Below are 23,982 nucleotides of genomic sequence, written 5' to 3' on the forward strand. Positions count from 1 at the left end.
GAAGCTGGACCGGCGCGGTGGCCGCGGATCGGTCCGCGACAGGTGTAACCCGAGTTACCCGGGGGCAACAGTCCGCGCATGGATGGGACGGCGTGAGGCGGCCGAAGCGGTGTCCGCCGCCGCCCACGCTCGGCGCAGCGGCGTTCGGAGCGGCAGCGCTGGGGGCGGCGGCCCTCGGCGCGGCCCTGGGCCCCGAGCCCGCGCACGCCGCCCCGTCACCGGCACCGTCGCCGACCACCCGCGCACCGGCACAGGACGCCACCGCGCCGGGAATCGTCGGGGCGCTGCTGCACGACGTGGTCGAGACACCGCTGGACGTCGGCCGGTCCTTGCCGACGGCCGTCCCACTGCCCGTGCCGACAGCCGTCCCCCTACCCGTGCCGACGGCCGTCCCACTGCCCGTGCCGACAGCCGTCCCCCTGCCCCTGCCGAGTGTCACCGGCGCGCTGTCGGTCGAACCCTCCACCGCCGCGCCAGCCCGACGACCCCGTGCGCGACAGTCGTCCCCGCCGCGCGTTCCGTCGGCCTCGGCCCCGCCGGCCGCACGCGCCACCGCGCCACCGCCGCCGACCCAGGTGACGGCGCGAGCGTCCCGGGCCCGCCTCCCCGGCACCGTCGACGGCCGCGTGCCCACTCGAACGCCGACGGCGATGACCGCTCGACCGCTGTCGGCGCCACCCCCTCCCGCCGGCCCCCTGCCGGTGCGACCGGCGTTGGTGCTGGCATTCGTGTCCGCACCCGCCGGCGCCGGCTCCGGCGCCGGCGGGCTCGACCAGAAGGCGCCGGCGGCCTACGGGCCGCCGCCCGTCGCAGCGCTGCACCGGGGGCGTGCCGTCCTCCCCTTCGACAGCCATGCCATCAGCCGGCCCGTGGAGCGGGGTCCCCCACCGCCCCGGCAACTCCTGATCTGTCACCCGCGTCCACGACGTTGATCAGGAGAGATCATGGAACTAGCCGTTATCTGGGTACCGGCCGACATCGAGCCGTCGGAGCACGCCATCGCGTCGTGTCTGACCCACCTCCGCCGGCATGACTACCGACTGAACGGGATCATGCGGGCGCCGTGGGAGGCCGTCGAGCAGAAGATGATCGACGGGGAGGTGGATGTGGTGGTGATCGCCGACCGCGCTCATCTTCCGCCGGACCGGTCGCCCCGGATCGAGGTGGCCGCCCCGGCGTCGAGCGCCGACGAGGCCGGACCGGTGCCCGGCACAGACCTCGGCTGAACCGACGAAGCGCCCCGTCCAGGCCGGACGGGGCGCTTCGTCTTTCCCGCAGGCCACGCAGCTCGTACGGCTCCCGCGCGCCGGGCTCCCACGAGCGTGCCGCCCGCCGCGGGTGTGCGGCGGGCGGCACGTGTGACGCGTGACGTCAGGAGATGACCACGTCGCGGTAGTAGTGGCGCAGGATCGCCTGGTAGCTGCTGCCCGAGTTGGCGAGATCACGGGAGCCGTACTGCGACAGCCAGTCCCCGTCCACCCAGCCACCGCACGCGGTGGTGGTCGCGCAGTAGTGCGCCCGCAGGATGTTGCCGCTCCGGGTCATCCGGGTCGACCAGGTCCGGTCCACCGCCGCCGACGTCGAGGTCTGGGCCGACGACGGCCGGTAGACCTGGTCGCCCGTGTCGTCCCGGACGTCGTAGCACTGGCCGCCGGAGGTCTTGCGGGTCGAGTGCAGCGCCCAGTACCAGGCGTAGCTCTTCACGGCCATCGCACCGGCGTCCAGCGAGGCAGCCGGCCAACTCGTGATCCACTCGTTCGGGAGGACGTTCTTGACGTACGTCTTGAAGTCGACCCGATCGACTCGGCCGAGACTGACCCGGTAGACGAGGATGGTGCTCGGCAGTTTGCTGTTGGTGCCGTCGGTGCTACAGCCCGTCGGTCCGCTCAGCAGCTCGTGCGAGGCGTTGTTGTTCTTCAGCGTGGCGTTGAGGTTGCCCTTCGCCCCGGACGCGAAGTCCTGGGTGGCACCGGCGAAGTTGCTGTTGAAGTAGACCCGCACGGTCTTGCCGGTACGGTTCCACACCGACGCGGCGTTGTTCTTCACGCACAGGCCCTTGCCGGCGCCCGCGCCCTTGAAGTCGTAGCAGGTCGGTTGGGTCGTGCCGTAGTCGTCCAGGGAGTCGGTGAAGTCGGAGACCGAGCCGGCCTGGTTGCTGTTGTAGTAGTAGCAGAACTCGCCGCTGTCGCAGGTTCCGTCCCGTTCGGCCGCCGCCGCCGGCGAGGCGACACTCAGGATGGAGGTGGACATGGCGAGCACGGCGCCGACGACGGCGAGGCCCTTGCGGATATTCATGGCGTCCTACTTCTCGTTGTAGCCCTGGGAGTTCCAGAACGCGGTCGGGTCGGCGTTGTCCAGCGTGGGGTCACCGACGCTGACGGCCGCGTGGGTCTGCCGACCGGCCCGGACCTCGACGTGGGTGTGCGCGCCCGAGCTGGAGGACACCCCGTGCCACGACTCATCCGCGATGATCTGGCCCTTGCTGATGGCGTCGCCCACGCTCACCCCGGACCTCGGCGCGGTGTGCAGGTAGATCACCGTCTTGTTGAGCGAGGAGTTGTAGACGGAGATCGTGGAGAGGCCGCCGCTGCCGGTGCTGCCCTGCGCGACGTAGGTGACCGTTCCGGAGACCAGGGCGTGCACGTCCGAGCCGACGCTGCGGGCGATGTCGATGCCCTCGTGCCGGCCGGGCGTGGTGGTGTAACCGTCGAAGCCGCACGTGACCGCACCGCCGCTGGCCTGGTACAGGGCGTACGACAGGTTCGTGCGGGTCGACGGCGAGAACTGGTGCGAGGCGTTGTTGTTCTTCAGCGTGGAGTTGAGGTTGCCCTTCGCGCCGGCCGCGAAGTCCTGGTAGGAACCGGCGTAGCCACTGTTGTAGTAGACGCGTACGGTCTTGGTGCTGCGGTTCCAGACCGAGGCGGCCTCGTTCTTGATGCACAGGCCCTTGCCGGCGCCGGCGCCCTTGAAGTCGTAACACGAGGGCTGCTCGGTGCCGTAGTCGTCGAGCGAACCGGTGAAGTCCGAGATCGACCCCGCGTTGTCGCTGTTGTAGTAGTAGCAGAATTCGCCGCTGTCGCAGACCCCGTCTCGGGCCGCCGCCGAGGCGGGCGATGCGACGCTGAGGATCGAGGTGGTCGCGGCCAGCGCGACGCCGACGGCGGCGAGGCTCTTACGGATGTTCATGGTGTCCTTTCGCGAACGGTGAGGGGGATGCGGGTCACTGCCCGCGCTGGTACTGCTCCCAGGTCCTGATCGGGACCTGGGGGCCGTCGTCCGGTCCCTGGTTGGCCAGGCCGTTCATGCCGAGGTAGTAGTCACCGACCTGGTGCTGCGCCTGACTGGACAGGTCCGTGTCGCTGATCGCCGTGGCGTGGATGTGCCACGGCCAGTCGCCCTGGTTGGGGTTGCGGACCCAGGCGGCGAAGCCGACCTGGCGCAGGGCCCGGGCGACTGCGGTGCGCCTGGCGGCGGTCATGCCGGTGACCGCGATGTCCACCACGCCCCCGCCGTCGTGCGTGCCGGCCGAGGTGGGGTCGCCCCCGGGGTTGTACGAGCCCTGGTCGAGCACCAGGGTGTAACCGAGCAGACGCTGGGCCTCGGCCAGCATCGCCTGGGTACGGGCGTTGACGACGTACCCGTCGCGCGGGACCTTCGCGCCCGGACCGATCGTGTTGCCGACGGTGTAGCGGTTCAGCCCGAGCTTCGTCAGCGACGTCGTGCCGGGCAGCCCGTTCGCGGCCAGCCCGGTGTAGCCGAGTGAGCGTTGGTACGCCGCGTACGCCGAGACGGTCACCGTGCCGAAGTAGCCGTCGACCCACTGCGCGTTCAACAGGCCCTGCGCCTGCAACGCCTGCTCCACGGCGAGCACGGAGTTCTTCGCACCCGGAGTCAGTGTGTTGTCGGCCCGGCGGGGGTCGATCTGAGCGGCCAGGACGGTGGCCTCCATGTCCACGACCGGCCGTGCGGCCGTGGTGACGGCCCGCGGCGCTGTGGCGTCGGATGCCGCCGCGTGGGCCGGGACGCCGACGGCCACGCAGAGCGCGGCGAGCCCGACGGATAACCAGGGACGGCGCAAGATGGGTCCTCCTCGTAGCTGGTGAGTCGTACTCGGTTCGACATCACCCTGCGAGAAGTGCGGTGCTGTTCGGTACCCCTGGTGTCTGTCAGATCCGTCAGACCCTCACCGACCTCGATGAATGCGGTGTTGTCAGTTTGGCTCGACGCTCGTGCCTGACAGCGATCGATCGCATCGGGGGCCACCCGGAGCCCGCGGCCTGACCCTCAGGCGGTCACGGTGACCATGAAGTACACCGGCCGCCGGGTCGGGAAGTACTCCCGCCCGGCCTCGTCGACCATCTTCCAACTGACCCAGCACTTGCCGGGGCGGCTCGGCGCGGTGACCCGAACACGGATCATCACCTGCTCACCGGGCGGCGTGTCACCGATCTGCACCCGGTCCGGTGTCCGGCAACCCGCACCGTCGGCGGTGGGGTCCATCCGCGCCAGGTACCGGTTGTGCCAGTCGACCTTTCCCACGTTCGCGAGAGCCCACACCTTGTCGAACTGGGCGTTGACCTTCACCTGGGTGCCGTCGGGGATGGTGACGTCGCCGACGAATCTGCTCGAGTCCCCGGGGATCAGCGAGTCCGAGAATGCCGTAGTGGTCGGCGACGCCACAGGTGACGGTGACGCGGTAGGTGTGCCGGGGCCGTCCGGGTCGGACCTGCCACGAACGGTCACGCCCAGGACGGCGGCCACCGCCACCACCAGCACCACGGCTGCGGCGTTGAGCCACGGCAGTCGACGCCGCCGCCTGGCCGCGACGCCATCCTCGGCCCGCGGATACTCCACGACCTGCACCACGCCCTGCTCCTTCGGCGCGGACGCGGCGACGACCGGCGCGCGGTCTCCGTCTCCGTCTCCGTCCCCGCCGGGTCGGGGGGCCGGCCCCGGGCGCTGCGCGTCCTCCCAACGGCGCCGCCACAGGGCCTCGTCCGCCTCGCACGCCCGGACGAACTCCCGCGTGGTCTCCCAGGAGGGAAACCGGGTCCCGGCGGCGGCCTCGTGCAGGGTCGTGTGCGAGATCCGGCCTGATCGCCCCGCCATCTTGCGGAACGACGGGTCTCCCGCGGCGCTGCGCAGTGTCCGCAACTGCTCGGCGAACCTCTCGGCGGCCCGTCCGTCCTGAATCGACTCTGCGGCGGCACGCTGGTCCTTCATCAGTCCCCCATGTCAGACAGCTTCGTCAGACGTTGTCAGAGCGTGTCAGAGGCTACCGAACGGGCCACCGCGAGCATCAATGTGGTGCATCGACGACACGGGGATCAACGGTCCCGGTGCACTGAAGGAGGTCATCGATGAAGAGTCTTTCCCGACGCGGTGTACGCATCCTCGCGGCCGCTGGGCTGGCTGTGCCCGCGACGATGGCGTTCGCCGGCCCCGCCCACGCCGAGACGAACCCGCGCTGCGCGAGCTCGGTGCAGATCGGCGCGACGGCGTACGTCACCGTCGGCGGGCAGACCGCCGCCTCGGTCAAGCAGTACAAGGGCTGCGGCAAGAACTACGCCTACACGTACGTGTGGCAGCAGTACCGCGCCACCCACGGCTCCTACCAGGTCTGCACGTCGATCGTCACCGGAAGCACGCTTCGCGACCTGCAGTGCTCGAGCGGGCCGGACGTCTGGTCGCTGGGCGCCAACACGCTGACGGTGTGCACCCGGGCCCTCGGTGGGATCTCCGACGTGGCGCAGAAGGAGACCGAGGTGCGCTGCTGACCGACACGGCTGGGCGTCCGGTGCCGCGTACGGGGATCATCAGGCACGGCCGGCGGCACCGCGCCACCGTCGGGTGGCGCTGACGACTCAGGTGTGCCGGGTGGGTCGGTAGGTGAGTTCCTGGGAGCGGCCGTCGAGGGTCCGGCACTCGATCAGCTCCAGGTCGTAGTCGGCCGTCCCGTGAAAGATCGGCTCCGTTCCGGTCTGACCGGTGACCACCGGAAAGAGCGTCACCTGGATGAAGTCGACCAGCCCGGCGGCCAGCAGTGCCCGGTTCATCGAGAGGCTGCCGTGTGACCGCAACGGCACCTCGGACTCCTCCTTGAGCCGGGCGACGACGTCGACGGCGTCACCGCGTACGACTGTCGCGTCCGGCCAGTCGAGGGGGCCCTGCAGCGTGTTCGACACGATCGTCGCCGGAAGGTTGATCATGCGGGTGACCCAGGCGTCCCGGACGTCGGACTCCTCGGTGCTGTCGGCCAGCATTTCCACGAAGATCCGGTAGGTGCCGCTACCGAAGACCATGCGCTGGTCCTCGCCGTACGTGGCGAGGCGGCGCTCGAGCAGCTCCGGGCCCTGCTTACCCCAGTAGCCGCCCCAGTTGCCGGTGGTGCTGCCGAAGCCGTCGAGGCTGGTGAAGACGTCGAAGGTGTAGGTGGCGGTCACGAGGGTCTCCTCGGGTGGGTGAGTTCGGTACGACGCGTCCGCAGAAAGGCGCGCTCGGTCTCGTTGCTGGTCAGCGCGATGGCCTGGTCGTAGGCGGCGCGGGCCTCGCGGTCGCGTCCGAGCCGGGCCAGCAGCTCGGCACGGGTGGCGGGCAGCCGGTGGTAGCCCGGGAGGTCGACGTCCTCCAACGCGGCGAGGGCTACCGCCGGCCCGTGCACCTCGGCGACCGCGACGGCACGGTTGAGCGCGACGATGGAGGTCGGCGCGAGCGCGAAGAGCTGGTCGTACAGCGCCAGGACCTGCGACCAGTCGGTGGCCGCGCCGTCGGTGTGCACCGCGCCGATCGCGGCCTGGATCTGGTACGGGCCGGGCCGGTTGCGCCGCAGGCAGCGCCGGACCAGGTCGTGGCCCTCGACGATGAGTGTGCGGTTCCACAGTGACCGGTCCTGGTCGACGAGGAGGACGAGTCCGCCGGTCGGGCCGAGCCGGGCCGGACGGCGTGCCTCGGTCAACAGCAGCAGGGCGAGCAGGCCCAGCACCTCGGGTTCGTCGGGCATCAGGGCGGCCAGCTCGCGGGCGAGCCGGATCGCCTCGGCGCACAGGTCCGTTCTGATCAGCGGCCCGGCGGTGGAGGCGTAACCCTCGTTGAACATCAGGTAGAGCACGGTGAGCACGGGCGGCAGCCGGTCCGGCAGCTCGTGTTCGGCGGGTACCCGGTACGGGATCCCCGCGTCCCGGATCTTCTTCTTCGCGCGCACGATCCGCTGCGCGATTGTCGTCTCCTGAACCAGGTAGGCCCGCGCGATCTCCGGTACCTCCAGACCGCCGAGCAGGCGGAGCGTCAGGGCCGTCCGCGCGTCCGGGGCGAGTGCCGGGTGACAGCAGGTGAAGATGAGTCGAAGCTGGTCGTCCTTCACCGGTCCCACCTCCTGGGGCTCGTCCTGTTGGTGCAGCAGCAGGGCCTGGGCGTGCCGGGCCTCGCGGGTCGACTCCCGGCGGAGGCGATCGACGGCCCTGTTCCGCGCGGTCGTCACGATCCAGGCGCCGGGATTCGGCGGTGGGGACTCCCACTTCTGCAGCGCCGTCGTGAAGGCGTCCTGGACCGCCTCCTCGGCGAGGTTGATGTCACCGAGGATGCGGGCCAGTGTGGCGACGCAGCGGCCGTACTCCGCGCGGTAGATGCTCGCCAGGTCCATGTCGGGCGACAGCTCCCGCTCAGGCTTGGGACAGTTCGTCGAAGGGGCGCACCTCGATCGGGCCGCAGGCGGCCGCGCACCTCTCGGCCCAGGCCAGCGCCTGGTCCAGATCCGCGCACTTGATCACCCAGAATCCGGCGATGTGTTCCTTCGTCTCGACGAACGGCCCATCGCTCATGGAGGTGGCGCCGTTCTCGACCCGGACGACAGTGGCGCTGTCGGGCGACGTGAGCCCCCCGCCGAAGACCCAGGCGCCCGCGGCCTGCATGTCGTCGTTGATCCGACCGGTCTCCCGGAACATGATCTGCGTTTCCTCGTCCGACGGCGTCGGTGCGCCCTCGACGACGTGCACGGACAGCAGGTACTGCTTCATGGTGATCCTCCGATAGCTCGACGATGAGTGGGGAACAGGTCAGGCGGCCAGGCGGCGCGCGACAGCCGGGATCACGATCGCGGCCGCGACCAGGTGGGTGAGCATCAGCAGCGCCCTGGTGGCCGTCCCGGCGTCGGCGAGCACGTCCGGCACCAGGGACAGGACCGTCAGCGCCACAGTCGTACGGACGAACGCGCGCCGCGGACGCCGTGCGAAGCGGGACAGCAGCACGGCGAGCAGCACGCCGATCGACGAGAAGACGGCGGTCAGCACGCCGAAACCCGCCACCGGAATCGGGGCGCCGCTCACGTCGAGGCTGATTCCTGCCGCGTGGCCGGCGGCGGCGACGGTCATGGTGGCGGCGCTCGCGGCGGTCGTGGCGATCGCACCGGCCCCGATCAGCGCGCCGAAGGCCGCCGTGGTGGTGCGGGTGGTCTGCGCGGTGGTGGTCATCGTGCCCTCCAGCGGGTGTGGCCCGTCTCGATTCCGGGCTCTCACCCTGGCTACGAAGAGAGCCGGTCCCGATCGACAGGCGCACCCACAATATTTTGACGGCCTCGTCGCCGGTGTACGACGAGCCGGCCCGCGGGCCGTCCGGTGCGGTTCAGGCGGGACGGTCGGTGGTCTTGTCGTCCTCGCCGTACTCGCCGCGGATGGGCAGGTAGTAGGCGGGCAGGAAGGCCGCGATGATGACGACGCCAGCGATCGGCACGAACGCGCCGACGAGGATGCCGCCGCCGATCCAGGCCAGCGCGAGTGCGAATCGGCGGCCGATGGCCCGCACGCCGAAGGGACCGAGACTGGGGTCCAGGAGTCGCGCCCGGCGGAGGTGGACCCAGATGACGTTGAACAGGGCCGCCGCCAACCACAGTGTCGTGCCGTAGACAACGACCGCCGTCCGCAGCCCCTGCTCCGCGCGGAGCGCGTCGGCGAGCAGCGACGTGGAGAACGGCAGGAACGCGATGACCATCAGGAGCAGCGTGTTGAGGAACAGGACCGGACGGTCGACGTGCCGGACCCGGTCGAACATGACGTGATGGTTGACCCAGACCTGCCCGACGAGCAGGAAGCTCAACGCGTACCCCAGGTACGACGGCCACAACGCCCCGAGGCCCGGCAGGAGGCGCCCGAAGTCCTTCGGCGGTTGGATCTCCAGCACGAGAAGCGTGACGGCGATGGCGAAGACGCCGTCGCTGAAGGCGACCAGCCGCCCCGGCTGGCGCGCGAGCCGAGGAGTGCCAGGACGACCGGACGACATGCCCTCCAGTATCCGATCGGATGACGATTCGTTACCGCAAAATTCGTAATCACCGGAACCGGGTCGCTTTCCCGGAGTTAAAACAAACTTAAGCCTGCGGGGGGCGAAAAACTGTTATCCGGCGCCGGGACACCGGCTACCAGGAGACCTGCGGGCCGCCCTCCTTAATTCTTTTTCCGCACGTTGATGCAGGCTCTGGACGTGCACATACTTCACCCGACAGGAGCGTTATCGCCCGACTCGAAGGACACCACTGGTAATGCGGACTCCCCCCGCGCATGTCGCACCGCCGGACCGGGCGCGAAAGCGCCGTCGCCTCGCCCGCGTCACGCTCGCCGCCGCTGTCGTCGCCGCGTTGGGCGGCAGTGGCATCTACATCGCCGGCGCGCAGGCCGAGGAGGTCGCCGTGCCCGGCCGCGTCCAGGCGGAGGCCTTCGCGGCGCAGTCCGGCGCGCAGACCGAGAGCACCGGCGACGCCGACGGCGGCAGGAACGTCGGCTGGCTCGCCAACGGCGACTGGCTGCGGTACGACGGCATCTCGGTGACCGGCGCGGAGCTGACGGCCCGCGTCGCCGCGCACAACACCGACGGCGGGGCCGTCGAACTGCGCCTCGGCACGCAGACCGGCACGCTGCTGGCCACTTTCCCGATCACCCATACCGGTGGCTGGCAGAAGTGGACGACGGTCAACGCCACCGCATCCGGCGTGCCGACCGGCCCGCAGACCGTCTTCGCCGTCATGAGGAGCACCTCGACGTCCGACTTCGTGAATCTGAACTGGTTCACGTTCGGCCCCACGACGGCGACGTCGCCGAGCACGTCGGCCGCACCGGCCACGTCGTCGGCACCGACTCGCACTCCGTCCGCCTCGCCCTCCGCGTCGGTCCCGCCGAGCGCGCCGGCCGCCGGCTGGGTTCCGGTCGACCAGGCCGCGTGGAGCAGGGAGCTGGCCGCCTTCACCGCGATCACCCCGAAGGCGGTGCCGCCGGGCACCACCCGCGTTCCCGAGTTCCACACCGACTGCGAGGTCGCCAACTCCGCCCCGGACGACCCGATCGTCCTGCCCGGCCTCTCGGGCGCCTCGCACATGCACACGTTCTTCGGCCCCAAGGTCGACGCCTTCACCACCACCGACAAGCTGCTCGCCTCGAAGACCACCTGCAACGCCCCTGGCGACCTGAGCGCCTACTGGGTCCCGGAGCTGCGCAAGGACGGCAAGCCGGTACCGATGAAGAGCTTCCGGGTCTACTACGGCTCGCGGGTCAAGGACCCGTCGACCGTCAAGCCCTTCCCCCCGGGCCTGCGGGTGGTCGAGGGCGACGCCAAGAAGCAGGTCGACACCCCGAAGAACGCCGGCAGCAACCAGTTCTGGTGCGCGGGCAGCGCCGAGATCGGCCGCAGCGCCGACGGCAACTGGCCGGTCTGCGCCCCCGGCGGCAACCTGATCTTCCAGCTGGTGTTCAAGGACTGCTGGGACGGTGAGAACATCGACTCGCCCGATCACAAGTCGCACATGGGTGACCCGGTGAACGGTGTCTGCACCGGCAGGTACCCGGTGGCGGTGCCCGATCTCTCCTTCATGGTCAACTACGAGTCGCTGGGCGGGGACGGCCTCAGCCTCTCCTCCGGCAGGCCGTCCTCGATGCACGGCGACTTCATGAACGCCTGGGAGCCCGAGCACCTGGGCGCCCTGGTGAAGTCCTGCCTGAACCAGAACGCCAAGTGCGGGGTGGAACCGACGTTCGCCGGCGGCTGATCCCCGCCTCCCCACTCCTGGACGGCCCCCTCGCCCCGGCGAGGGGGCCGTTCACCGTTCACCGCGCCGATCGGTCCCGGTGGCCGACACCCGACACCGGAGCGCGCAGTAGCCGACTGTGACCATCACGTCACGGCGAGCACACTCCTCTGCGACCCGTCCCCGTCGAGTGGAGGAACACATGCGTCTCCGATCGTTCGTCACCGCCGCGCTGGCCACCGTCCTGGCCGCCGGCGCGCTCACTCCGCCCGCACCGGCCGCCGCGGCCACCGCCGACCGCTGGGGGTTCGCGTACGTGAAGGACCCCACGGTGCCGGTCTGGACCGTGCTGGACACCAGCCGGCAGTGGGGTAGCTGGAAGACCGCGTTCCCGGCCGCCTGGGCCGACGGCGTCAAGCTCGCGCCCGGCCGGTTCCAGGTCCGCTTCCCACAGGTGGGCGCCAGTTCGCGGGGCGTGCCGCACGTGACCCCGGTGAACCGGACCGGGCACTACTGCGAGGTGGTCCGCTGGTTCCAGTCCGGCGCCGACGAGATCGTCGACGTGCAGTGCCACCGGCCCGGCGGCACGCGCGAGGACACCCCGTTCACCGTGCTCTGGACGACCAGTTCGGGCGTGCTGCCGGCCGGCACCTCCCACGCGTACGTGCAGTGGGGCGGCGGCGTGGTGGTGCAGTCGTACAACTCGACGGGCGTGGTGAACACGGTCGGGCCCCTGGGGGTCGGGCAGTACCTGGTGCGGCTGCCCGGGGTCGGTCTGGCCGGGGTGCTCGCCGGCGACGTGCAGGTCACCGCCGTACAGCCCAACGCCGGCCCGCGCCGGTGCAAGGTCTACTCCTGGGCCGCGGTCGGCAGCGACGTGCAGGTGTACGTCTTCTGCTACGACCAGGCCGGCGCGTTCATCAACACCGACTTCGCCCTGTCGTACCACCGTCGGCGGCCGGTGATCGGCTCCCTCGCACCGCCGTCGTACTTCGGTTACCTGGGCACCGCCGTCGGCGGGCCGACCAACGACAACTCGGTGCTCGGCGTCGGCGCGAACACGGTGGCGCCGCTGGTGCCGGCCGGCCGCTACCTGGCGACCTTCCCGCAGATCGGTCTCAAGGAGACCCACGTCCAGGTGGTCGCGCAGGGCGCCGGCAGCAACTACTGCCACCTCACCCAACCGTGGACGTACACCACCAACGCGGACGTCGACGTGATCTGCTTCGACAACGCCGGCGTCGTCACCCCGCACCGCTTCCTGGCCACCTTCACCTCCCGGCTCTGACGCCACCACCGTGCCGGCGGTGGCCGTCCGGGGTCGCCGCCGGCACGATGACGCCGCGTCACCCCACCGAGCCCCTAGGGCCTGTTTCATAAGGGCGGTCGAGCCGAGGCGGAGTCCGGGCGGCGATCCGGCAAGGCGCGGTTTCGTCCGGATACCGGTGTTGTATCCGGACGAAACCGCAACGCCGCCGGTCGTCGTCCGGGCCCGCCGCAGACCGGCCAGTTCTTGTGAAACAGGCCCTAGGATTCGGGGCATGATGGCAGCGCGCCCGGCGGACCGACGGTGAGTCGTGCCCCGCGCAGCGACGGCGTGGCCAACCGGGAGAAGGTCCTGACGGCGGCGTTGCGCACGTTGCAGCGTGACCTGGCCGCCCCCATGGCGGTGGTCGCCCGGGAGGCCGGTGTGGGCGTCGGGACGCTCTACCGTCACTTCCGCGACCGCGAGGCCCTGCTGGTCGCCCTGCAGATCCGCTCGATCGGCATGGTCCTCGCCCTGGTCGACGAGGTGCTCGAGCGCGGGGTCACGGGCATCGACGCGGTGCACGAGTTCCTGGTCGGCACGGTCCGGCACGGCACGGAGCTCTTCCTGCCGCATCACGGCGCCCCGGTCACCACCGATCCGGAGTACCGGAGCCTGGAGCGGCGCGTGTGGGCCGGTGTCGGCCGGATGGTCGAGCGCGGCGTCGCCGACGGATCGTTGCGGCCGGATCTGACGGCCCGCGATGTCATCATCTTCGGCTCGCTGATCGCGGTGCCGATGCCCGGAGTGGGCGACTGGCCGGAAGTCGCCGGTCGCCAGATCGACCTCTTCCTGACCGCGCTCCGCCCGGGTCAATCCCCCGCCGGGGGCCGCGACGCGCATCCCGGAGAGCAACGAGTTCCGGCTAGCCGGACGATATATTCCGTTTAACGGGCTCGTCGCCCGGAGAAGAAGGAGGGCGTCCGCGAGCCCTGCTGACGCAGCCCAGGAAGGACGAGCAGCATGAGCGCCTCCGACCGCGCCGCCCCCGCCATCCCGGACGACGACCCGACCCGAACACTCACCATCGCCGGCCCCGACGAACCGGCGACCACCTGGATCTCCCTCGCCGGGGGCACCTACGCCATGTTGATCACCGGTGAGCAGACCAACGGCCGGTACTGCCTGATCGACATGCGCATCCCCGACGGCGGCGGACCGCCGCCGCACCGGCACGACTTCGAGGAGATGTTCACCCTCCTCGAAGGCGAGATCGAGTTCACCTTCCGCGGGGAGAAACGCACGGTCCGGGCCGGCTCGACCGTCAACATCCCGGCCAATGCCCCGCACCACTTCCGCAACACCTCCGGCGCACCCGCCCGCATGTTGTGCATGTGCACTCCCGCAGGACAGGACGAGTACTTCCTGCGCGTCGGCGACAGAATCGCCGGGGCGGACGCACCGCCACCGCGGCTCACCGACGACGAGCTGGCGCAACGCCGGCAACGCGCGGCCGACCTGGCTCCCGAGTACCGCAGCGAGCTGCTCTGACGCGCGCAACCGGCCCCGCCGCGGGTCCGATCTGATGATCGAGCCCGGGCGGGACCGGATGCTCCGTGCTGCTGTCGGACGCCGCTGCCGACGTAGACGCCGCCGCCGTTCTCCACGGTGCTCCGCCTGTCCGGGAAGGCCGCGGCTACGGCGCGGACTTGACGGTCTCCCGGCGCCCGCCCCTGCTGGCCAGGATCTTTCTGCCGGACGGTGCAGCGGCGCCGCGGACGGGCCGCAGGCCCACGTAGGCGACCGCACCGGAGGCCAGGTACAACGCCGCCTGCACGTTGAGGACGAGCACGACGTCGAGCGCGTCGCCGAGCAGACCGGCCGCCGCCATGCCCAGGCCCTGTGCCGCGTTGTAGATCGCGTAGTAGGCGCCGAAGGCCCGGCCGAGATCGGTTTCCGGCACGCTCTGCTGGATCTGCGCGAAGGCCCCGCTGCCGTAGGCGACGCCCGGCACGCCGACCAGGATGAACAGCAGGACGTACCACCCGGGTTGACGGATGACCGCCGGTCCGTTCCAGATGACCAGGCTGATCAGGCCGAACGTGGTGGCGCCGAGGCTCATCAGCAGCCGGGAGCTGAGCCGCGCCCCCAGCATTCCGACGATGAGCCCGCTGGCCACACCGCCGATCGCCTGTACGCCCCGAAGCACGCCGGTGAGCGTGCCGTCGGCATGCAGCGCGCGGCTGACGAAGACCACGAAGAGCACCACGAACAGGCCCTGCGCGATCCCGCCCAGCGCCACGCTCAGGATCGTCACCCGCACGGTGGGGTTGCGCAGCATCGCCGCGAGGCCAGAGCGCCAGGTGGTGAAGAACGACGACGTACGTTCCGGTGGGTTTGACCGCGCGGCGCCGCGACGCGCGGCCCGGCGGCCGGCGACGATCAGGGCTGCCGTGGTCGTGAAGGCCACGACCGCGCCGATGGCGAGGTAACCCGTGCCGGCGCGGGTGATCGCGAACCCACCGAGCGAGCCTCCGATCAGCCGTCCGACACTGATGTTGAGCGCCACCATGCTGTTGGCACTCACCAGGTGCGCGGGTTCGACGAGGCTGGGCAGCGCCGCGTTGCGGGCGGAGTCGAACGTCTGCGTCAGCACGGCCTGGGCGCCGGCGATCAGGCAGATGACCCACAGCTGGTGGCCCGGTTCGGCGAGCAGGGGAAGCACCACTGCCGCCTGCACCACGGCGACGCAGCCCATGAGCCGGAACCTGTCGTAGCGGTCGGCCAGAGCACCGGCGAACGACCCCAGCGTGATGCCGCACAGCAGCTCGACGAGGAAGACGGCGGAGGTGGTGGACGCCGAGCCGGTCACACCGAACACGTAGATCGGCAGCCCGGTGAGCAGCAGCCAGCTCGCCACGCTCGAGCAGAGCCCCGCGGCCCAGATCACGACGAATCCGCGGTGACGCAACAGCGTCACCATGTCAGAGGAATTCCGGTGTGGGGTAGGCCTGCAGGCTGAGGCTGACCGGTCGGGCGTGGCTCGGGGGCGCGTTGCGCAGTGGGCGCAGGTACGGTCGGATGACCGCGTCGAGGGTCAGCGTGAGGTGTCGCAACTCCTCCGGGGTGAGCGACAGCGTGTAGTTGTGGAAGGTCGCGCTCTCCCGCCACTCGTCGGTCAGCTTGTGCTGACGGTTCTGGTAGCGCTGCAGCGACCGGAACACCTCGTCGAGCTCGAGCGCGGTCAGTGCGTCGTTGACCTGCTGTCCGTCGGCGTCATCGGAGTCGGGAAGGTATTCGAGCCCGGTGGAGGCGGCACGCCAGGGCCGGTCACGTCGGTTGGACCCCTCGGCGGAGACCCGTTCGATGAGGCCGTGCCGGGCCAGCTGATGCAGGTGGTAGCTACAGTTCGAGCCCGTGTCGTCGAGGGCCTCGGCGCACTGGGCGGCGGTTCGCGGGCCGGCGGCCAGCAGATAGCGCAGCAACCGCAGGCGCAGCGGGTGGGCGAGCGCGCGCAGTGTGGTGGCGTCCCGTACCCGTACGCGATGTTCCGTCGGCTCCATGGCGTGACACTCCTAAGCGAAAGACTTCTTTCGTTTATACGCTCCTGCAGATCGTTTTCGCAATGAGTGTTTCGCATCAACGAAGAGGCCCGGCCGGTGCGGGGCCTCTGCTGGAGATGACGTGGCGCCGCGCGGGTATGCCGACCCGGCGAACGGTCGCCGGGACGAGCGACAACCCGAACCAGCCGAGGTGATGTCATGGCAAGGACCTGGTTGACCGGCCTGACGGACGGGCTCGTGGCCGGCGCCGCCGGCACGCTCGCCCGTGAACTGTGCAGCAACCTCGATGTGGGCCTGCGGGCTCGCCCGATGAGCGGAACGCACGAGCGTGCCGTCCAGCGGATGGCGGACATGACCCGGATGGACCTGGGATCAGCGGAGCGGGCGGCGAACCGACGGGCCGGGTTCGGGCCCGTGTTCGGGTTCGTCAACGGAGTGCTGGCCGTCTCGCTCTTCGCGGCGCTCCCCGGCCGACGGCGGCTACCCCTGCACGTGGCGGCGGGGGTGATCGGGGTCGGCGGCATGGTGGTGGCCGACGGGTCGATGACCGCGCTCGGGGTGACGGACCCACGCCGCTGGGGCGCCGAGGGCTGGTTCGAGGACGCCCTGCCGTACGTCGCGTACGGCCTGGCCGCCGCCGCGACGTTGCGACGGCTGGACCGGAGCCGCTGAACCGGCCTACGCGAGCGGCCTCGCACGGGCCATGGTGACGACGATGCGGACCGGACTCAGCGGTCCGGGACCGTGGAGGCGATGGTGGCCGGGGCGTTCAGGGGCGCGAGCTGGTCCTCGCCCAGTCCGTACCGCTCGGCGAGGTACGCGGGGTCCTGCCAGGTGACCAGCGAACCGGGCTGGCCGTCGTCGCGCACCATGATGCGCATCGGCAGGTCGATGGCGATCTCCGGACGGGCCTGCATGAGCGGAGTGCCCGCCTGCGGGTTCCCGAAGATGATGACCTGTGTATCCGGCATGCTCAGCCCGACCGTGCGAGCGGCCGCCGCGTGGTCGACCACCGCTGCCACCGCCGCGCCCGCACGTTCCGCCTCGGCGCGCAGCGCCGCCACCGTCTCTGCGACATCGCGGACGCTCCGCCTGGTCATCAACCCGTCGTTCACGCCCGCCCCCGCTCACCGTGGTATCAGCGAATCCATCTCATCGTGCCGGCAACCGGGACCGGCTCGGGGAGGTTTGCCGCAACCGGCCATATGCGAAAAGTGCGGCAGAACAGGCCGCCGGGGGCGGGCGTATCAGAGCGAGCGGAGTCGCTCGCGGAGCCAGGCGCGGTCGGGGTTCACCACGGCCTGACCGCCGAGCACGACGGTGGGCACCGTCTCGTTGCCGCCGGTTATCGCCCGGACGGCGGCGGCACCCGCCGGGTCGTGCCAGATGTCCACCCAGTGTGCCCGCCGAGCGAGCCGGCCGAGCGAGAACCGGAGCTGGAGGCAGTAGCGACAGCCCGGGCGCCAGTACACGATCGGCAGCCCGTCCGCCGCGCTGGCCCGCTGCGCCTCGGCGGCGCCCACCGAGCGAGGGAATGCCCACGGTGACAGCACCAACGCCAGCGCCAAAAAGATCAGAAACTCGACAGCGCCGACCACGGGTAAGCCGTCGGCCAGTTGAGACACCAGGACCACCACGCCGAAGACGGCCATCAATATCGCCAGAACCCACCGCCGCACCACGCTGGGGACACTACCGCCGGACGCGCGGCTGCGCGTTCGCCGACCTGGTCGGGAGGACGGATCGCACACCCGGCGGCGGGCCTCGCCGCCAGACGCCGCGGGCGCGGTGGCCCTATCCGGCCCGACAACCGCGTGCATCACCAGATGCGAATACGTGAGTGCATAGCTACTATGGGTCAGCAATCCAGAAGGGAAGGGGGGTAGTGCCCGCGTGCGAAGTCCCGTCAACGGAACCGCGACGATGCCTGCGCCGAGCCGATCGGCTGCGCTCGTGGCCAGCCGACTGCGCGGGCTCGCCCGGCGGTTGGTGCTGCTCGCGGCTGCCGTCGGGGCCGGTTTCCTCCTGGCCGCCCTGTTTCAGGGGCCGGCCGCCGCCGACGGGATACACGGCGACCACGGCGACGAGCCTCATGGCCAGCTCCGCGTCCTGGTCGCGCCGATCGCACGACTCACGGTCACCGAGCGCGCCGCGGGTGAGCGCCCGCGCGTCACGCGGGCCGACGAGCCCCGCCAGGATCGGCCCCGCGCCCCGCTGGCCGGGGCCATCGGCAACGTCGTCACCCCCCGTGACGGGACACCCTCGACGCCGCCCCGTCGGTCGACGGCGGCATCGCCCAGGTCAGTGCCGCTGCCCCGGGTCGGCGCAGCCGCGCCGACCGAGGCTGGCGAGCGCGCGCGGCTCCGGCCCGCCTCCCCAGCGTCCACGGCTCATCGTCCGGTTCGCCAAGGGCACCCGTCCCGGTCGGGCGCCCATCCGGCGGCGCTGCCCGTCCCCGCCGCAGCCGAGGCACACGCGCTGCCCGTGACGGCCGGGTCTCTCGCGGTGGGCCTGATCGCCACTCCGCTGCCGCACGCCGTCACCATCGTGCGGGCGGTGCCGATCCAGTTCGTCATCGTGGCGCTGCTCCGTGTCACCGACGCCGTCCTGCCGCCCGCTCTCCGGGCGGTGATCCCCCCGGCGACACCTCCACTGACCGCTCCCCCGCCGCCCGGCCCGGCCACCACGCCGATGACCGGCTCGCCACCCGCAGCGGCCGTGCCGACACCACCGGCGCGCTCGCTGATGTCGCCCGTCCGCGCCGCGCCGCTGACCGTGTGCGTCGAAGCGGCGCCGCCTCCCGCCGCACCGCCGATGTCGGTCGCCGTCCCCACCCATCCCACGGCCTCGACGGGGCACCTCGCCGCACGCCAGGCCCCGTTGGCGGTGACCGGCTACCTGCCCGGGCAGCCCGTCGCGCCGGTCGACCAGGAGGCCGCCGGCGTCGACTATGGATCGACGGCGGGGCCGGGTCTGATCCGGCCGGTCGACCGGCAGTCGCCCCTCGCTTCCGAGGCGCCCCGCGACCGGGTGCCACTCCTCGTCGAGAGCCGGGCTCCGTCTGCGATCGCCCGCCCGGGCTGAGGCGGGTCGACCGACCCGGGTGGCCGACCGACACGATCGGTCCCATCCGCTGGCCTGGTCGATCAGTGCCCGTGCCCGTCTGCCGTGACGGCTCCGGGCCCATGCCTATCCGTCCGTCACGCGTAACGCCCTGACCAGCCCGTGAACGTTCCGGGATCGGTGGCCGGCGTGACGCGTACCTGAGATCGGAGAAACGTGGTGATCCACGTTGTCGTCGCCGAGGACATGGGTTTACTGCGCGGTGCGCTCTGCGCCGCGCTGTCAGGTGAGGAGGACATGAAGGTGGTCGCCGACGTCGAGGGCGTCAGCGAACTGTTGACCGTGGTGCGCCGGTGCAGACCCCAGGTGGTGGTGCTGGCCCTGACACCGGAGTCGCCCGACCCGGTGGAGATGGTCACCCGGATCAGCGCGGAGGCGCCGCACGCCGCCGTGCTGGCGATGAGCCCTCGGTGGAGCCCCGCCCTGGTGGAGGCCGCGCTGGCGGCCGGCGCACGCGGGCTGCTCGGCAAGGACAGCTCCCTGGAGGAGCTGGTGCGCGCGATCCGCGCGCTCGCCGCCGGCGAACGGGCGATCGACCCGGCCGCCGCGGTGGCGGTGCTGAGCCCTCCGGAGATCCCGTTGACCCCCCGGGAGATGGACGTGCTGCGGATGGCGGCCGAGGGTCTGCCCCTGAAGGAGATCGCGGCCCGCCTCTACCTGGCACACGGGACGGTGCGCAATCACCTCTCGGTGATCCTTCGCAAGACCGGTGCTCGCAACCGGTTGGAAGCGGTGTGGCGCGCGCGCAGTAGCGGCTGGCTGTAGCCGTCGGGGGGCGGGGCCGGGAGGTGCCCGGCCCCGCCCCCGTCGCCGTGCGGACCCCACGGATGCGTGTTTGAATATTGACGTAGTGTGATCACCCTCGGAGTGCGGGAAGGTTCATCGTGATCCGTACCCTGCTCGCCCTGGACGGTGCCCTGGTGCTGGGCGCGCTGTCGTTCGTCCTCGCCGCCGAGGACGACATCCGCGTCGTGGCGGAGGTGGATCGCGGCGACGCGGTCTCCGCGGCCGTCCGCGACCAACGCCCCGACGTGGTGGTGGCCGACCTCGACGTGGTCGAGGGAGTCGATCCGAGCCGCTTCGGTAGGTGCCCCGTCCTGCTGCTGGCCCACCCACATCGGGCCCGGCGACTGCGCGGCCTGTTCTGCCCGACCCGGACGGTCGGCATCCTGCGCAGCGACGCCGGCCCCCAGCGGGTCATCGACGGGATCCGCCGGCTCGCCCGCTCACAGCCCGTGCTCGACGCGGATCTCGTCGTCGCTGCGCTGCGCTCGAACGGCCCGCTGACCAGCCGCGAGACCGAGGTGTTGACGCTGACAGCGGCCGGGGCGCCGGTCGCGGAGGTGGCGGCGTCGCTCGGGCTCAGCCGGGGCACCGTCCGCAACCATCTCGGTCGCATCACCCGCAAGGTGGGTGCGCGCACCCGGGTGGAGGCCGTACGGATGGCAAGCGAGGCAGGCTGGATCTGACGGCCCCGTCGGCTCGGGCGCGCGATTCAGCTCAGCCGAGCCCCCGTTCGGGACAGCGCCACCGGGTCGTCCCAGCAACCGACGAGCGCACGGTACGTCACCGAGCGGGCCAACAACTGCTCGTGCGTACCCACCACGGGCTCGTCGCCATCGAGGACCAGCACCCGATCGGCCCGCAGCGCGGAGCTGATCCGGTGCGCGATCACCACGAGGCTGCCGTGCCGCCGGGCGAAGGCACTCTCGACTGTCGCCTCCAACGCCGGGTCCAGGTGACAGGTCGCCTCGTCGAGGACCACCAGCGGGACGGGCGCCAGCCAGGCCCGCACCGCCGCGATGAGCTGCCGTTCACCGGCGGAGAGCAGAGCCGGCGCGACCGGCGCGTCCAGACCGCCCAGACGGGTCGCCAGGGGGCCCGCACCGAGCGCGGCGAGGGTGTCGTCCAGCAGCGCGTCGTCGGCGTCCGGCCGCAGGTAGCGGAGGTTGTCGGCGAGGCTGCCGGTGAAGACGTACGCCTCCTGAGGCACCAGCACCCTCATCCGGGCCAAATCGGCCGGCTCGGCGTCGGCCACCGTCGCGCCGCCTAGGCGGACCGTGCCCGCCTGCGGCGGCACCAGACCGGCCAGCAGGGCGGCCAGTGTGGACTTGCCCACGCCGCTCGGGCCGACCACGGCGAGGTGATCCCCCTCGGCCAGCGTCAGCGCGAAGTTCTGGAGAACGGGCCGGGCGCGCGGGCCGTAGCCGAAGGTCAGTCCGCGGACCTCGACGGCCGGTGCGCCGTCGACCGGACGGGCCGGTGGGCGGGCGCGCGGCGTCCGGGTGGTGGGAGCGGGTGGGCGGGGTTCGTCGGACACCGGGCCGGCCCGCAGGATGTTCTCCAGGGTGACCGCGTACCGCAGCCCGCCTCCGCCGATGCCCTGCACCAGCGTGTGCAGGGCCGGTTGCAGGCCGGTGGAGACGTAGATCAGCGCCCCCAGCACCGCGCCCGCCGTCAATCCGCGTTCGACCAGCCACGCAGCGGCCGAGAGCAGCACGACCAGCGGCAGCCAGCCGCCGATGGCGAGGCTGAGGCTGCGGATCACCGCCATCCGGGCGAGGGCGCGTTCGGCGGCGGCCTGTGCCGACACCCGGCGTTCCACGTCGGCAGTGACGCGCGCCTGCGCGCCGCAGGCCAGCACGTCGCGGTGACCGGCCAGCGCGGCCGACGCCGACTGGCCGAGTTGTTCACCAGCCCGGACGTACGCGCGCTGGTGCCCGGCCATCGCGGGCAGCGCGGCGAGGAACACGACCAGGCCGCCGACCAGCGGCGCGGCGGCCAACGCCGCCACCACCGGCGCCAGGGCGAGCAGACCGAGCAGGGCCGCGCCGGCGGAGAAGAGGAAACCGCGGGTCACCATCAGCAGACCGGCGAAGGTGTCGCGGATGATCTCCATCTGGTGGGTCAGCCGGGTCACGGCCGCACTGTCCGGGCGACCACCGACCCGGGTGGCGTCGCGCAGGGCACCCCGGACCACCTGGGCGGCCACCTCGTCGCGGAACGGCTCGACCACGGCGCCGAGGCTGCGGTACGTCCGACCGGTCGCCGCCGCGCCGATCAGCACGGTCACGGCGAGCACCCCCAGCCACGCCAGGCCGTTGAGGAACCGTCCGGCCAGGAAGCCGTCGTCGACGGCGCGCGCGACCAGGAGGCCGGCGAGCAGCGCGGGCAGCGCCTCGACGAGCGACCAGCCGCAAAGCCGGGCGACGTCGCGCCGGCGGGCCCGCAGCGCCCGCCAGGTCACCAGTCGTACGCTGGGACGGCTCACAGCCCACCGCCGGCCGGCTGGAAGAGGGCACGGTAGTCCGGGTCGGCCCAGAGTCGCCGGTGCGGCGCCAGGCCGCGCAGCCGACCGCCGTCCAGCCAGGCGACGAGGTCGGCCGCGGCGGCCGCCGCGATCCGATGGGTGACCACCAGGCGGGTCCGCTCGCCGCCGCGTCCGAGAACCGCCTCGGTGATCCGGTGCTCGGTCGCGGTGTCCAGGCTGGACATGGCGTCGTCCAGGATGAGCAGCCGCTCGGCGGCGAACGCCCGGGCCAGACCGAGGCGTTGGGTCTCGCCTCCGGAGAGCGGTGTGTCCACCAGCGGGGTGCGGTAACCGTCGGGCAGACGGTCGATCACGTCGGCGACCGCCGCCCTGCGGGCACCCCGAAGGACCGCAGGCGTGGCCGGGCTCGCGTCGGCCGGTGGCGTCGCGGACTCGACCGGCAGCGCCAGACCGATCGCGTCGTGGACTGTCGCGCCGATCAGCACCGGCTGGTCGAACGCATAGCCGACGGCTCGGCGCAGCGCCGCCCCGTCGAGGTCGCGCAGCGGCACACCGTCCAGGCGCACCTCACCGCCGTCGGGGTCGTGCAGGCGTCCCGCCACGGCGGCCAGTGTCGACTTGCCGGCACCGGACGCTCCGACGACGGCCACTATCGCGCCGGCCGGTACGTCCAGGTCGATGCCGTCCAGGATGGGCCGGCCGTCGTCGGCGTGCACGCGTACCCCGCGCAGTCGCAGGGCCCCGCCGCCGGGTGGAAGCTGTCGCTCGCCCGAGGGTGCGGCGGGCTCGGTCAGCAGCTCGGCGACCCGGTGTGCTCCCGCACGGCTGCGAACCAGGTGGTTCAGGGTGGCGAGCACCCCGCCGAGGCCGGCGCCCATGGCCGCGTACCGGACGGCGGCGACCAGTTCGCCAGGCGTGAGCCAGCCCGCGGTCAGGGCGTATCCGCCGACCGCGATGACGCTCAGGTTCAGCAGCGGCGCCACGGCGGACGTACGCGCGCTCGCCCGCGCCAGCAGTTCCCACGCGCGCCGGCCGTGCAGCCCCAGCTCCGGTAGGGCTGCCAGCACCCGGTCCTGCTCACGGTGGACGGTGGCGGCGGCGGCGATGGTCCGGGAGCCGGTCAGCGATTCCAGCAGTCGGCCGGCGATGGCGCCGAGCACCCGCTGGTATCCGGCAGTGGCGGCCGAGGCGTCGGCCACGAAGGCGCGCATGAGGACGGCGAGCAGGCCGAGGCCGGCGAGCAGGGTGATCCCCAGGACCGGTTCCATGATGGCGAGCGCGACGACGCTGCCCAGTGGTGGAAGCACCGCGACGACGGCCAGGACCACGGCGTTGCCGGCCTGTCCCGCGTCGGCGGCCTGGCCGACCAACCGGCCGACGAGATCACCCACCGGATAGCGGCGGGTGGTGCGGACATCCACGGCGAACAGGTGACGCAGCAGGCGACGGCGGAGTCCGGCGGTGGCGCGTGCCGCGCCGAACCCGCTGGCCAGGTCGGTGAGGGTGTCGACGCAGACGAGGACGACGACCAGGGCACCGGCGGCCACCGCCCACCAACCGGAGCCGCCGGCGAGGGCGGCGTCGACGGCGTGGCCGAGGGCCGCGGGCAGCAACAGTTCGGCAGCCGCGCCGAGCAGCGCGACCGCCGCGAGTACACCGGTCCAGCCGCCGCCGGCCAGAACCGTCCGCCTCAGCAGCCGGTCCCCCGCCTCGAACGTCGGCATCGGTCCTCCCAGTGCTACGCGGTCGCCCTGGGTGGGCACGTCTACCCGCC

General features: G+C 71.8%; 26 protein-coding genes. 11 read left to right on the forward strand and 15 right to left on the reverse strand.

Going from position 1 to position 23,982, the window contains the following annotated elements; translation table 11 throughout:
- The first annotated feature begins 92 nt into the window (after positions 1 to 92).
- Both AB0B39_RS11020 and AB0B39_RS11025 read left to right on the forward strand, forming a co-directional pair.
- Positions 93 to 932, forward strand: a complete 840-nt coding sequence (locus tag AB0B39_RS11020; protein ID WP_357574188.1) for a hypothetical protein — start codon at positions 93 to 95, stop codon at positions 930 to 932.
- A 12-nt stretch (positions 933 to 944) separates the two neighbouring features.
- Positions 945 to 1,226 (forward strand): hypothetical protein, encoded by a 282-nt coding sequence (locus tag AB0B39_RS11025; RefSeq protein WP_234581173.1) that lies wholly within the window; start codon positions 945 to 947, stop codon positions 1,224 to 1,226.
- Positions 1,227 to 1,371: 145 nt separating this feature from the next.
- Here the strand turns inward: AB0B39_RS11025 and AB0B39_RS11030 are convergent, their stop codons facing one another.
- From AB0B39_RS11030 to AB0B39_RS11045, 4 genes are all read right to left on the reverse strand, one after another.
- A complete protein-coding gene (locus AB0B39_RS11030; RefSeq protein WP_357574189.1) occupies positions 1,372 to 2,295 on the reverse strand; it encodes a SpoIID/LytB domain-containing protein in 924 nt (307 codons plus the stop codon).
- Between the two features lie 6 nt (positions 2,296 to 2,301).
- Entirely contained in the window at positions 2,302 to 3,186 is an 885-nt protein-coding gene (locus AB0B39_RS11035) for a peptidase inhibitor family I36 protein (RefSeq protein ID WP_357574190.1), read from the reverse strand.
- A 34-nt stretch (positions 3,187 to 3,220) separates the two neighbouring features.
- A complete protein-coding gene (locus tag AB0B39_RS11040) occupies positions 3,221 to 4,078 on the reverse strand; it encodes a peptidoglycan-binding domain-containing protein (RefSeq protein ID WP_357492779.1) in 858 nt (285 codons plus the stop codon).
- 206 nt (positions 4,079 to 4,284) lie between these two features.
- Positions 4,285 to 5,223 (reverse strand): NBR1-Ig-like domain-containing protein, encoded by a 939-nt coding sequence (locus AB0B39_RS11045; protein ID WP_357492780.1) that lies wholly within the window; start codon positions 5,221 to 5,223, stop codon positions 4,285 to 4,287.
- 137 nt (positions 5,224 to 5,360) lie between these two features.
- On the opposite strand from AB0B39_RS11045, the gene AB0B39_RS11050 reads away from it, so the two are divergent.
- Complete coding sequence (locus AB0B39_RS11050; protein ID WP_357492782.1) at positions 5,361 to 5,777, forward strand: hypothetical protein; 417 nt, start codon at positions 5,361 to 5,363, stop codon at positions 5,775 to 5,777.
- 87 nt (positions 5,778 to 5,864) lie between these two features.
- Here the strand turns inward: AB0B39_RS11050 and AB0B39_RS11055 are convergent, their stop codons facing one another.
- From AB0B39_RS11055 to AB0B39_RS11075, 5 genes are all read right to left on the reverse strand, one after another.
- Complete coding sequence (locus AB0B39_RS11055; protein ID WP_357574191.1) at positions 5,865 to 6,443, reverse strand: dihydrofolate reductase family protein; 579 nt, start codon at positions 6,441 to 6,443, stop codon at positions 5,865 to 5,867.
- Complete coding sequence (locus AB0B39_RS11060; RefSeq protein ID WP_357574192.1) at positions 6,440 to 7,639, reverse strand: RNA polymerase sigma factor; 1,200 nt, start codon at positions 7,637 to 7,639, stop codon at positions 6,440 to 6,442. Before AB0B39_RS11060 ends, AB0B39_RS11055 begins: the two co-directional genes overlap by 4 nt.
- 19 nt (positions 7,640 to 7,658) lie before the next feature.
- Positions 7,659 to 8,012 carry a YciI family protein gene (locus AB0B39_RS11065; RefSeq protein WP_234581158.1) on the reverse strand — a complete coding sequence of 118 codons (354 nt, stop codon included), beginning with the start codon at positions 8,010 to 8,012 and terminating at the stop codon, positions 7,659 to 7,661.
- 39 nt (positions 8,013 to 8,051) lie between these two features.
- A complete protein-coding gene (locus AB0B39_RS11070) occupies positions 8,052 to 8,465 on the reverse strand; it encodes a DUF6069 family protein (protein ID WP_357492790.1) in 414 nt (137 codons plus the stop codon).
- Between the two features lie 151 nt (positions 8,466 to 8,616).
- Positions 8,617 to 9,270 (reverse strand): TMEM175 family protein, encoded by a 654-nt coding sequence (locus AB0B39_RS11075; RefSeq protein ID WP_357574193.1) that lies wholly within the window; start codon positions 9,268 to 9,270, stop codon positions 8,617 to 8,619.
- A gap of 259 nt (positions 9,271 to 9,529) precedes the next feature.
- On the opposite strand from AB0B39_RS11075, the gene AB0B39_RS11080 reads away from it, so the two are divergent.
- The 4 genes from AB0B39_RS11080 (at position 9,530) to AB0B39_RS11095 (ending at position 13,802) form a co-directional block, all read left to right on the forward strand.
- Complete coding sequence (locus tag AB0B39_RS11080) at positions 9,530 to 11,026, forward strand: DUF1996 domain-containing protein (protein ID WP_357574194.1); 1,497 nt, start codon at positions 9,530 to 9,532, stop codon at positions 11,024 to 11,026.
- 181 nt (positions 11,027 to 11,207) lie between these two features.
- Positions 11,208 to 12,293, forward strand: a complete 1,086-nt coding sequence (locus AB0B39_RS11085) for a hypothetical protein (RefSeq protein WP_357492796.1) — start codon at positions 11,208 to 11,210, stop codon at positions 12,291 to 12,293.
- Positions 12,294 to 12,575: 282 nt separating this feature from the next.
- Entirely contained in the window at positions 12,576 to 13,202 is a 627-nt protein-coding gene (locus AB0B39_RS11090) for a TetR/AcrR family transcriptional regulator (RefSeq protein ID WP_357574195.1), read from the forward strand.
- A 72-nt stretch (positions 13,203 to 13,274) separates the two neighbouring features.
- Positions 13,275 to 13,802 carry a cupin domain-containing protein gene (locus AB0B39_RS11095; RefSeq protein ID WP_357492800.1) on the forward strand — a complete coding sequence of 176 codons (528 nt, stop codon included), beginning with the start codon at positions 13,275 to 13,277 and terminating at the stop codon, positions 13,800 to 13,802.
- A 145-nt stretch (positions 13,803 to 13,947) separates the two neighbouring features.
- Here the strand turns inward: AB0B39_RS11095 and AB0B39_RS11100 are convergent, their stop codons facing one another.
- On the reverse strand, positions 13,948 to 15,231 hold the full coding sequence (locus AB0B39_RS11100) for an MFS transporter (RefSeq protein ID WP_357574196.1): 1,284 nt from the start codon (positions 15,229 to 15,231) through the stop codon (positions 13,948 to 13,950).
- A gap of 4 nt (positions 15,232 to 15,235) precedes the next feature.
- Positions 15,236 to 15,814: a winged helix-turn-helix domain-containing protein gene (locus tag AB0B39_RS11105; protein ID WP_357574197.1), complete on the reverse strand. Its 579-nt coding sequence runs from the start codon at positions 15,812 to 15,814 to the stop codon at positions 15,236 to 15,238.
- A 198-nt stretch (positions 15,815 to 16,012) separates the two neighbouring features.
- Here AB0B39_RS11105 and AB0B39_RS11110 point away from each other — a divergent pair, with 198 nt between their 5' ends.
- On the forward strand, positions 16,013 to 16,486 hold the full coding sequence (locus tag AB0B39_RS11110; protein ID WP_357492805.1) for a hypothetical protein: 474 nt from the start codon (positions 16,013 to 16,015) through the stop codon (positions 16,484 to 16,486).
- 56 nt (positions 16,487 to 16,542) lie between these two features.
- Here the strand turns inward: AB0B39_RS11110 and AB0B39_RS11115 are convergent, their stop codons facing one another.
- Together AB0B39_RS11115 and AB0B39_RS11120 are read right to left on the reverse strand one after the other, a co-directional pair.
- The gene (locus tag AB0B39_RS11115; RefSeq protein WP_357492807.1) at positions 16,543 to 16,914 is read right to left on the reverse strand and encodes a DUF302 domain-containing protein; all 372 of its coding nucleotides are present in this window, start codon (positions 16,912 to 16,914) and stop codon (positions 16,543 to 16,545) included.
- A 147-nt stretch (positions 16,915 to 17,061) separates the two neighbouring features.
- Positions 17,062 to 17,496 carry a glutaredoxin domain-containing protein gene (locus AB0B39_RS11120; RefSeq protein WP_357574198.1) on the reverse strand — a complete coding sequence of 145 codons (435 nt, stop codon included), beginning with the start codon at positions 17,494 to 17,496 and terminating at the stop codon, positions 17,062 to 17,064.
- A gap of 271 nt (positions 17,497 to 17,767) precedes the next feature.
- Here AB0B39_RS11120 and AB0B39_RS11125 point away from each other — a divergent pair, with 271 nt between their 5' ends.
- The 3 genes from AB0B39_RS11125 (at position 17,768) to AB0B39_RS11135 (ending at position 20,406) form a co-directional block, all read left to right on the forward strand.
- Positions 17,768 to 18,898: a hypothetical protein gene (locus tag AB0B39_RS11125; RefSeq protein ID WP_357492811.1), complete on the forward strand. Its 1,131-nt coding sequence runs from the start codon at positions 17,768 to 17,770 to the stop codon at positions 18,896 to 18,898.
- A gap of 198 nt (positions 18,899 to 19,096) precedes the next feature.
- Positions 19,097 to 19,702: a response regulator transcription factor gene (locus AB0B39_RS11130; protein WP_234581132.1), complete on the forward strand. Its 606-nt coding sequence runs from the start codon at positions 19,097 to 19,099 to the stop codon at positions 19,700 to 19,702.
- 119 nt (positions 19,703 to 19,821) lie between these two features.
- Positions 19,822 to 20,406, forward strand: coding sequence for a response regulator transcription factor (locus AB0B39_RS11135; protein ID WP_357574199.1), 585 nt, complete (start codon positions 19,822 to 19,824; stop codon positions 20,404 to 20,406).
- Positions 20,407 to 20,432: 26 nt separating this feature from the next.
- On the opposite strand, the gene AB0B39_RS11140 is transcribed toward AB0B39_RS11135, so the two are convergent.
- Positions 20,433 to 22,208, reverse strand: a complete 1,776-nt coding sequence (locus AB0B39_RS11140; RefSeq protein ID WP_357574200.1) for an ATP-binding cassette domain-containing protein — start codon at positions 22,206 to 22,208, stop codon at positions 20,433 to 20,435.
- Complete coding sequence (locus AB0B39_RS11145; protein WP_357574201.1) at positions 22,205 to 23,932, reverse strand: ABC transporter ATP-binding protein; 1,728 nt, start codon at positions 23,930 to 23,932, stop codon at positions 22,205 to 22,207. Before AB0B39_RS11145 ends, AB0B39_RS11140 begins: the two co-directional genes overlap by 4 nt.
- Positions 23,933 to 23,982: the final 50 nt, after the last annotated feature.

Origin of the sequence: Micromonospora sp. NPDC049114 (genome assembly GCF_040648635.1) — a bacterium.
Lineage (GTDB): Bacteria > Actinomycetota > Actinomycetes > Mycobacteriales > Micromonosporaceae > Micromonospora.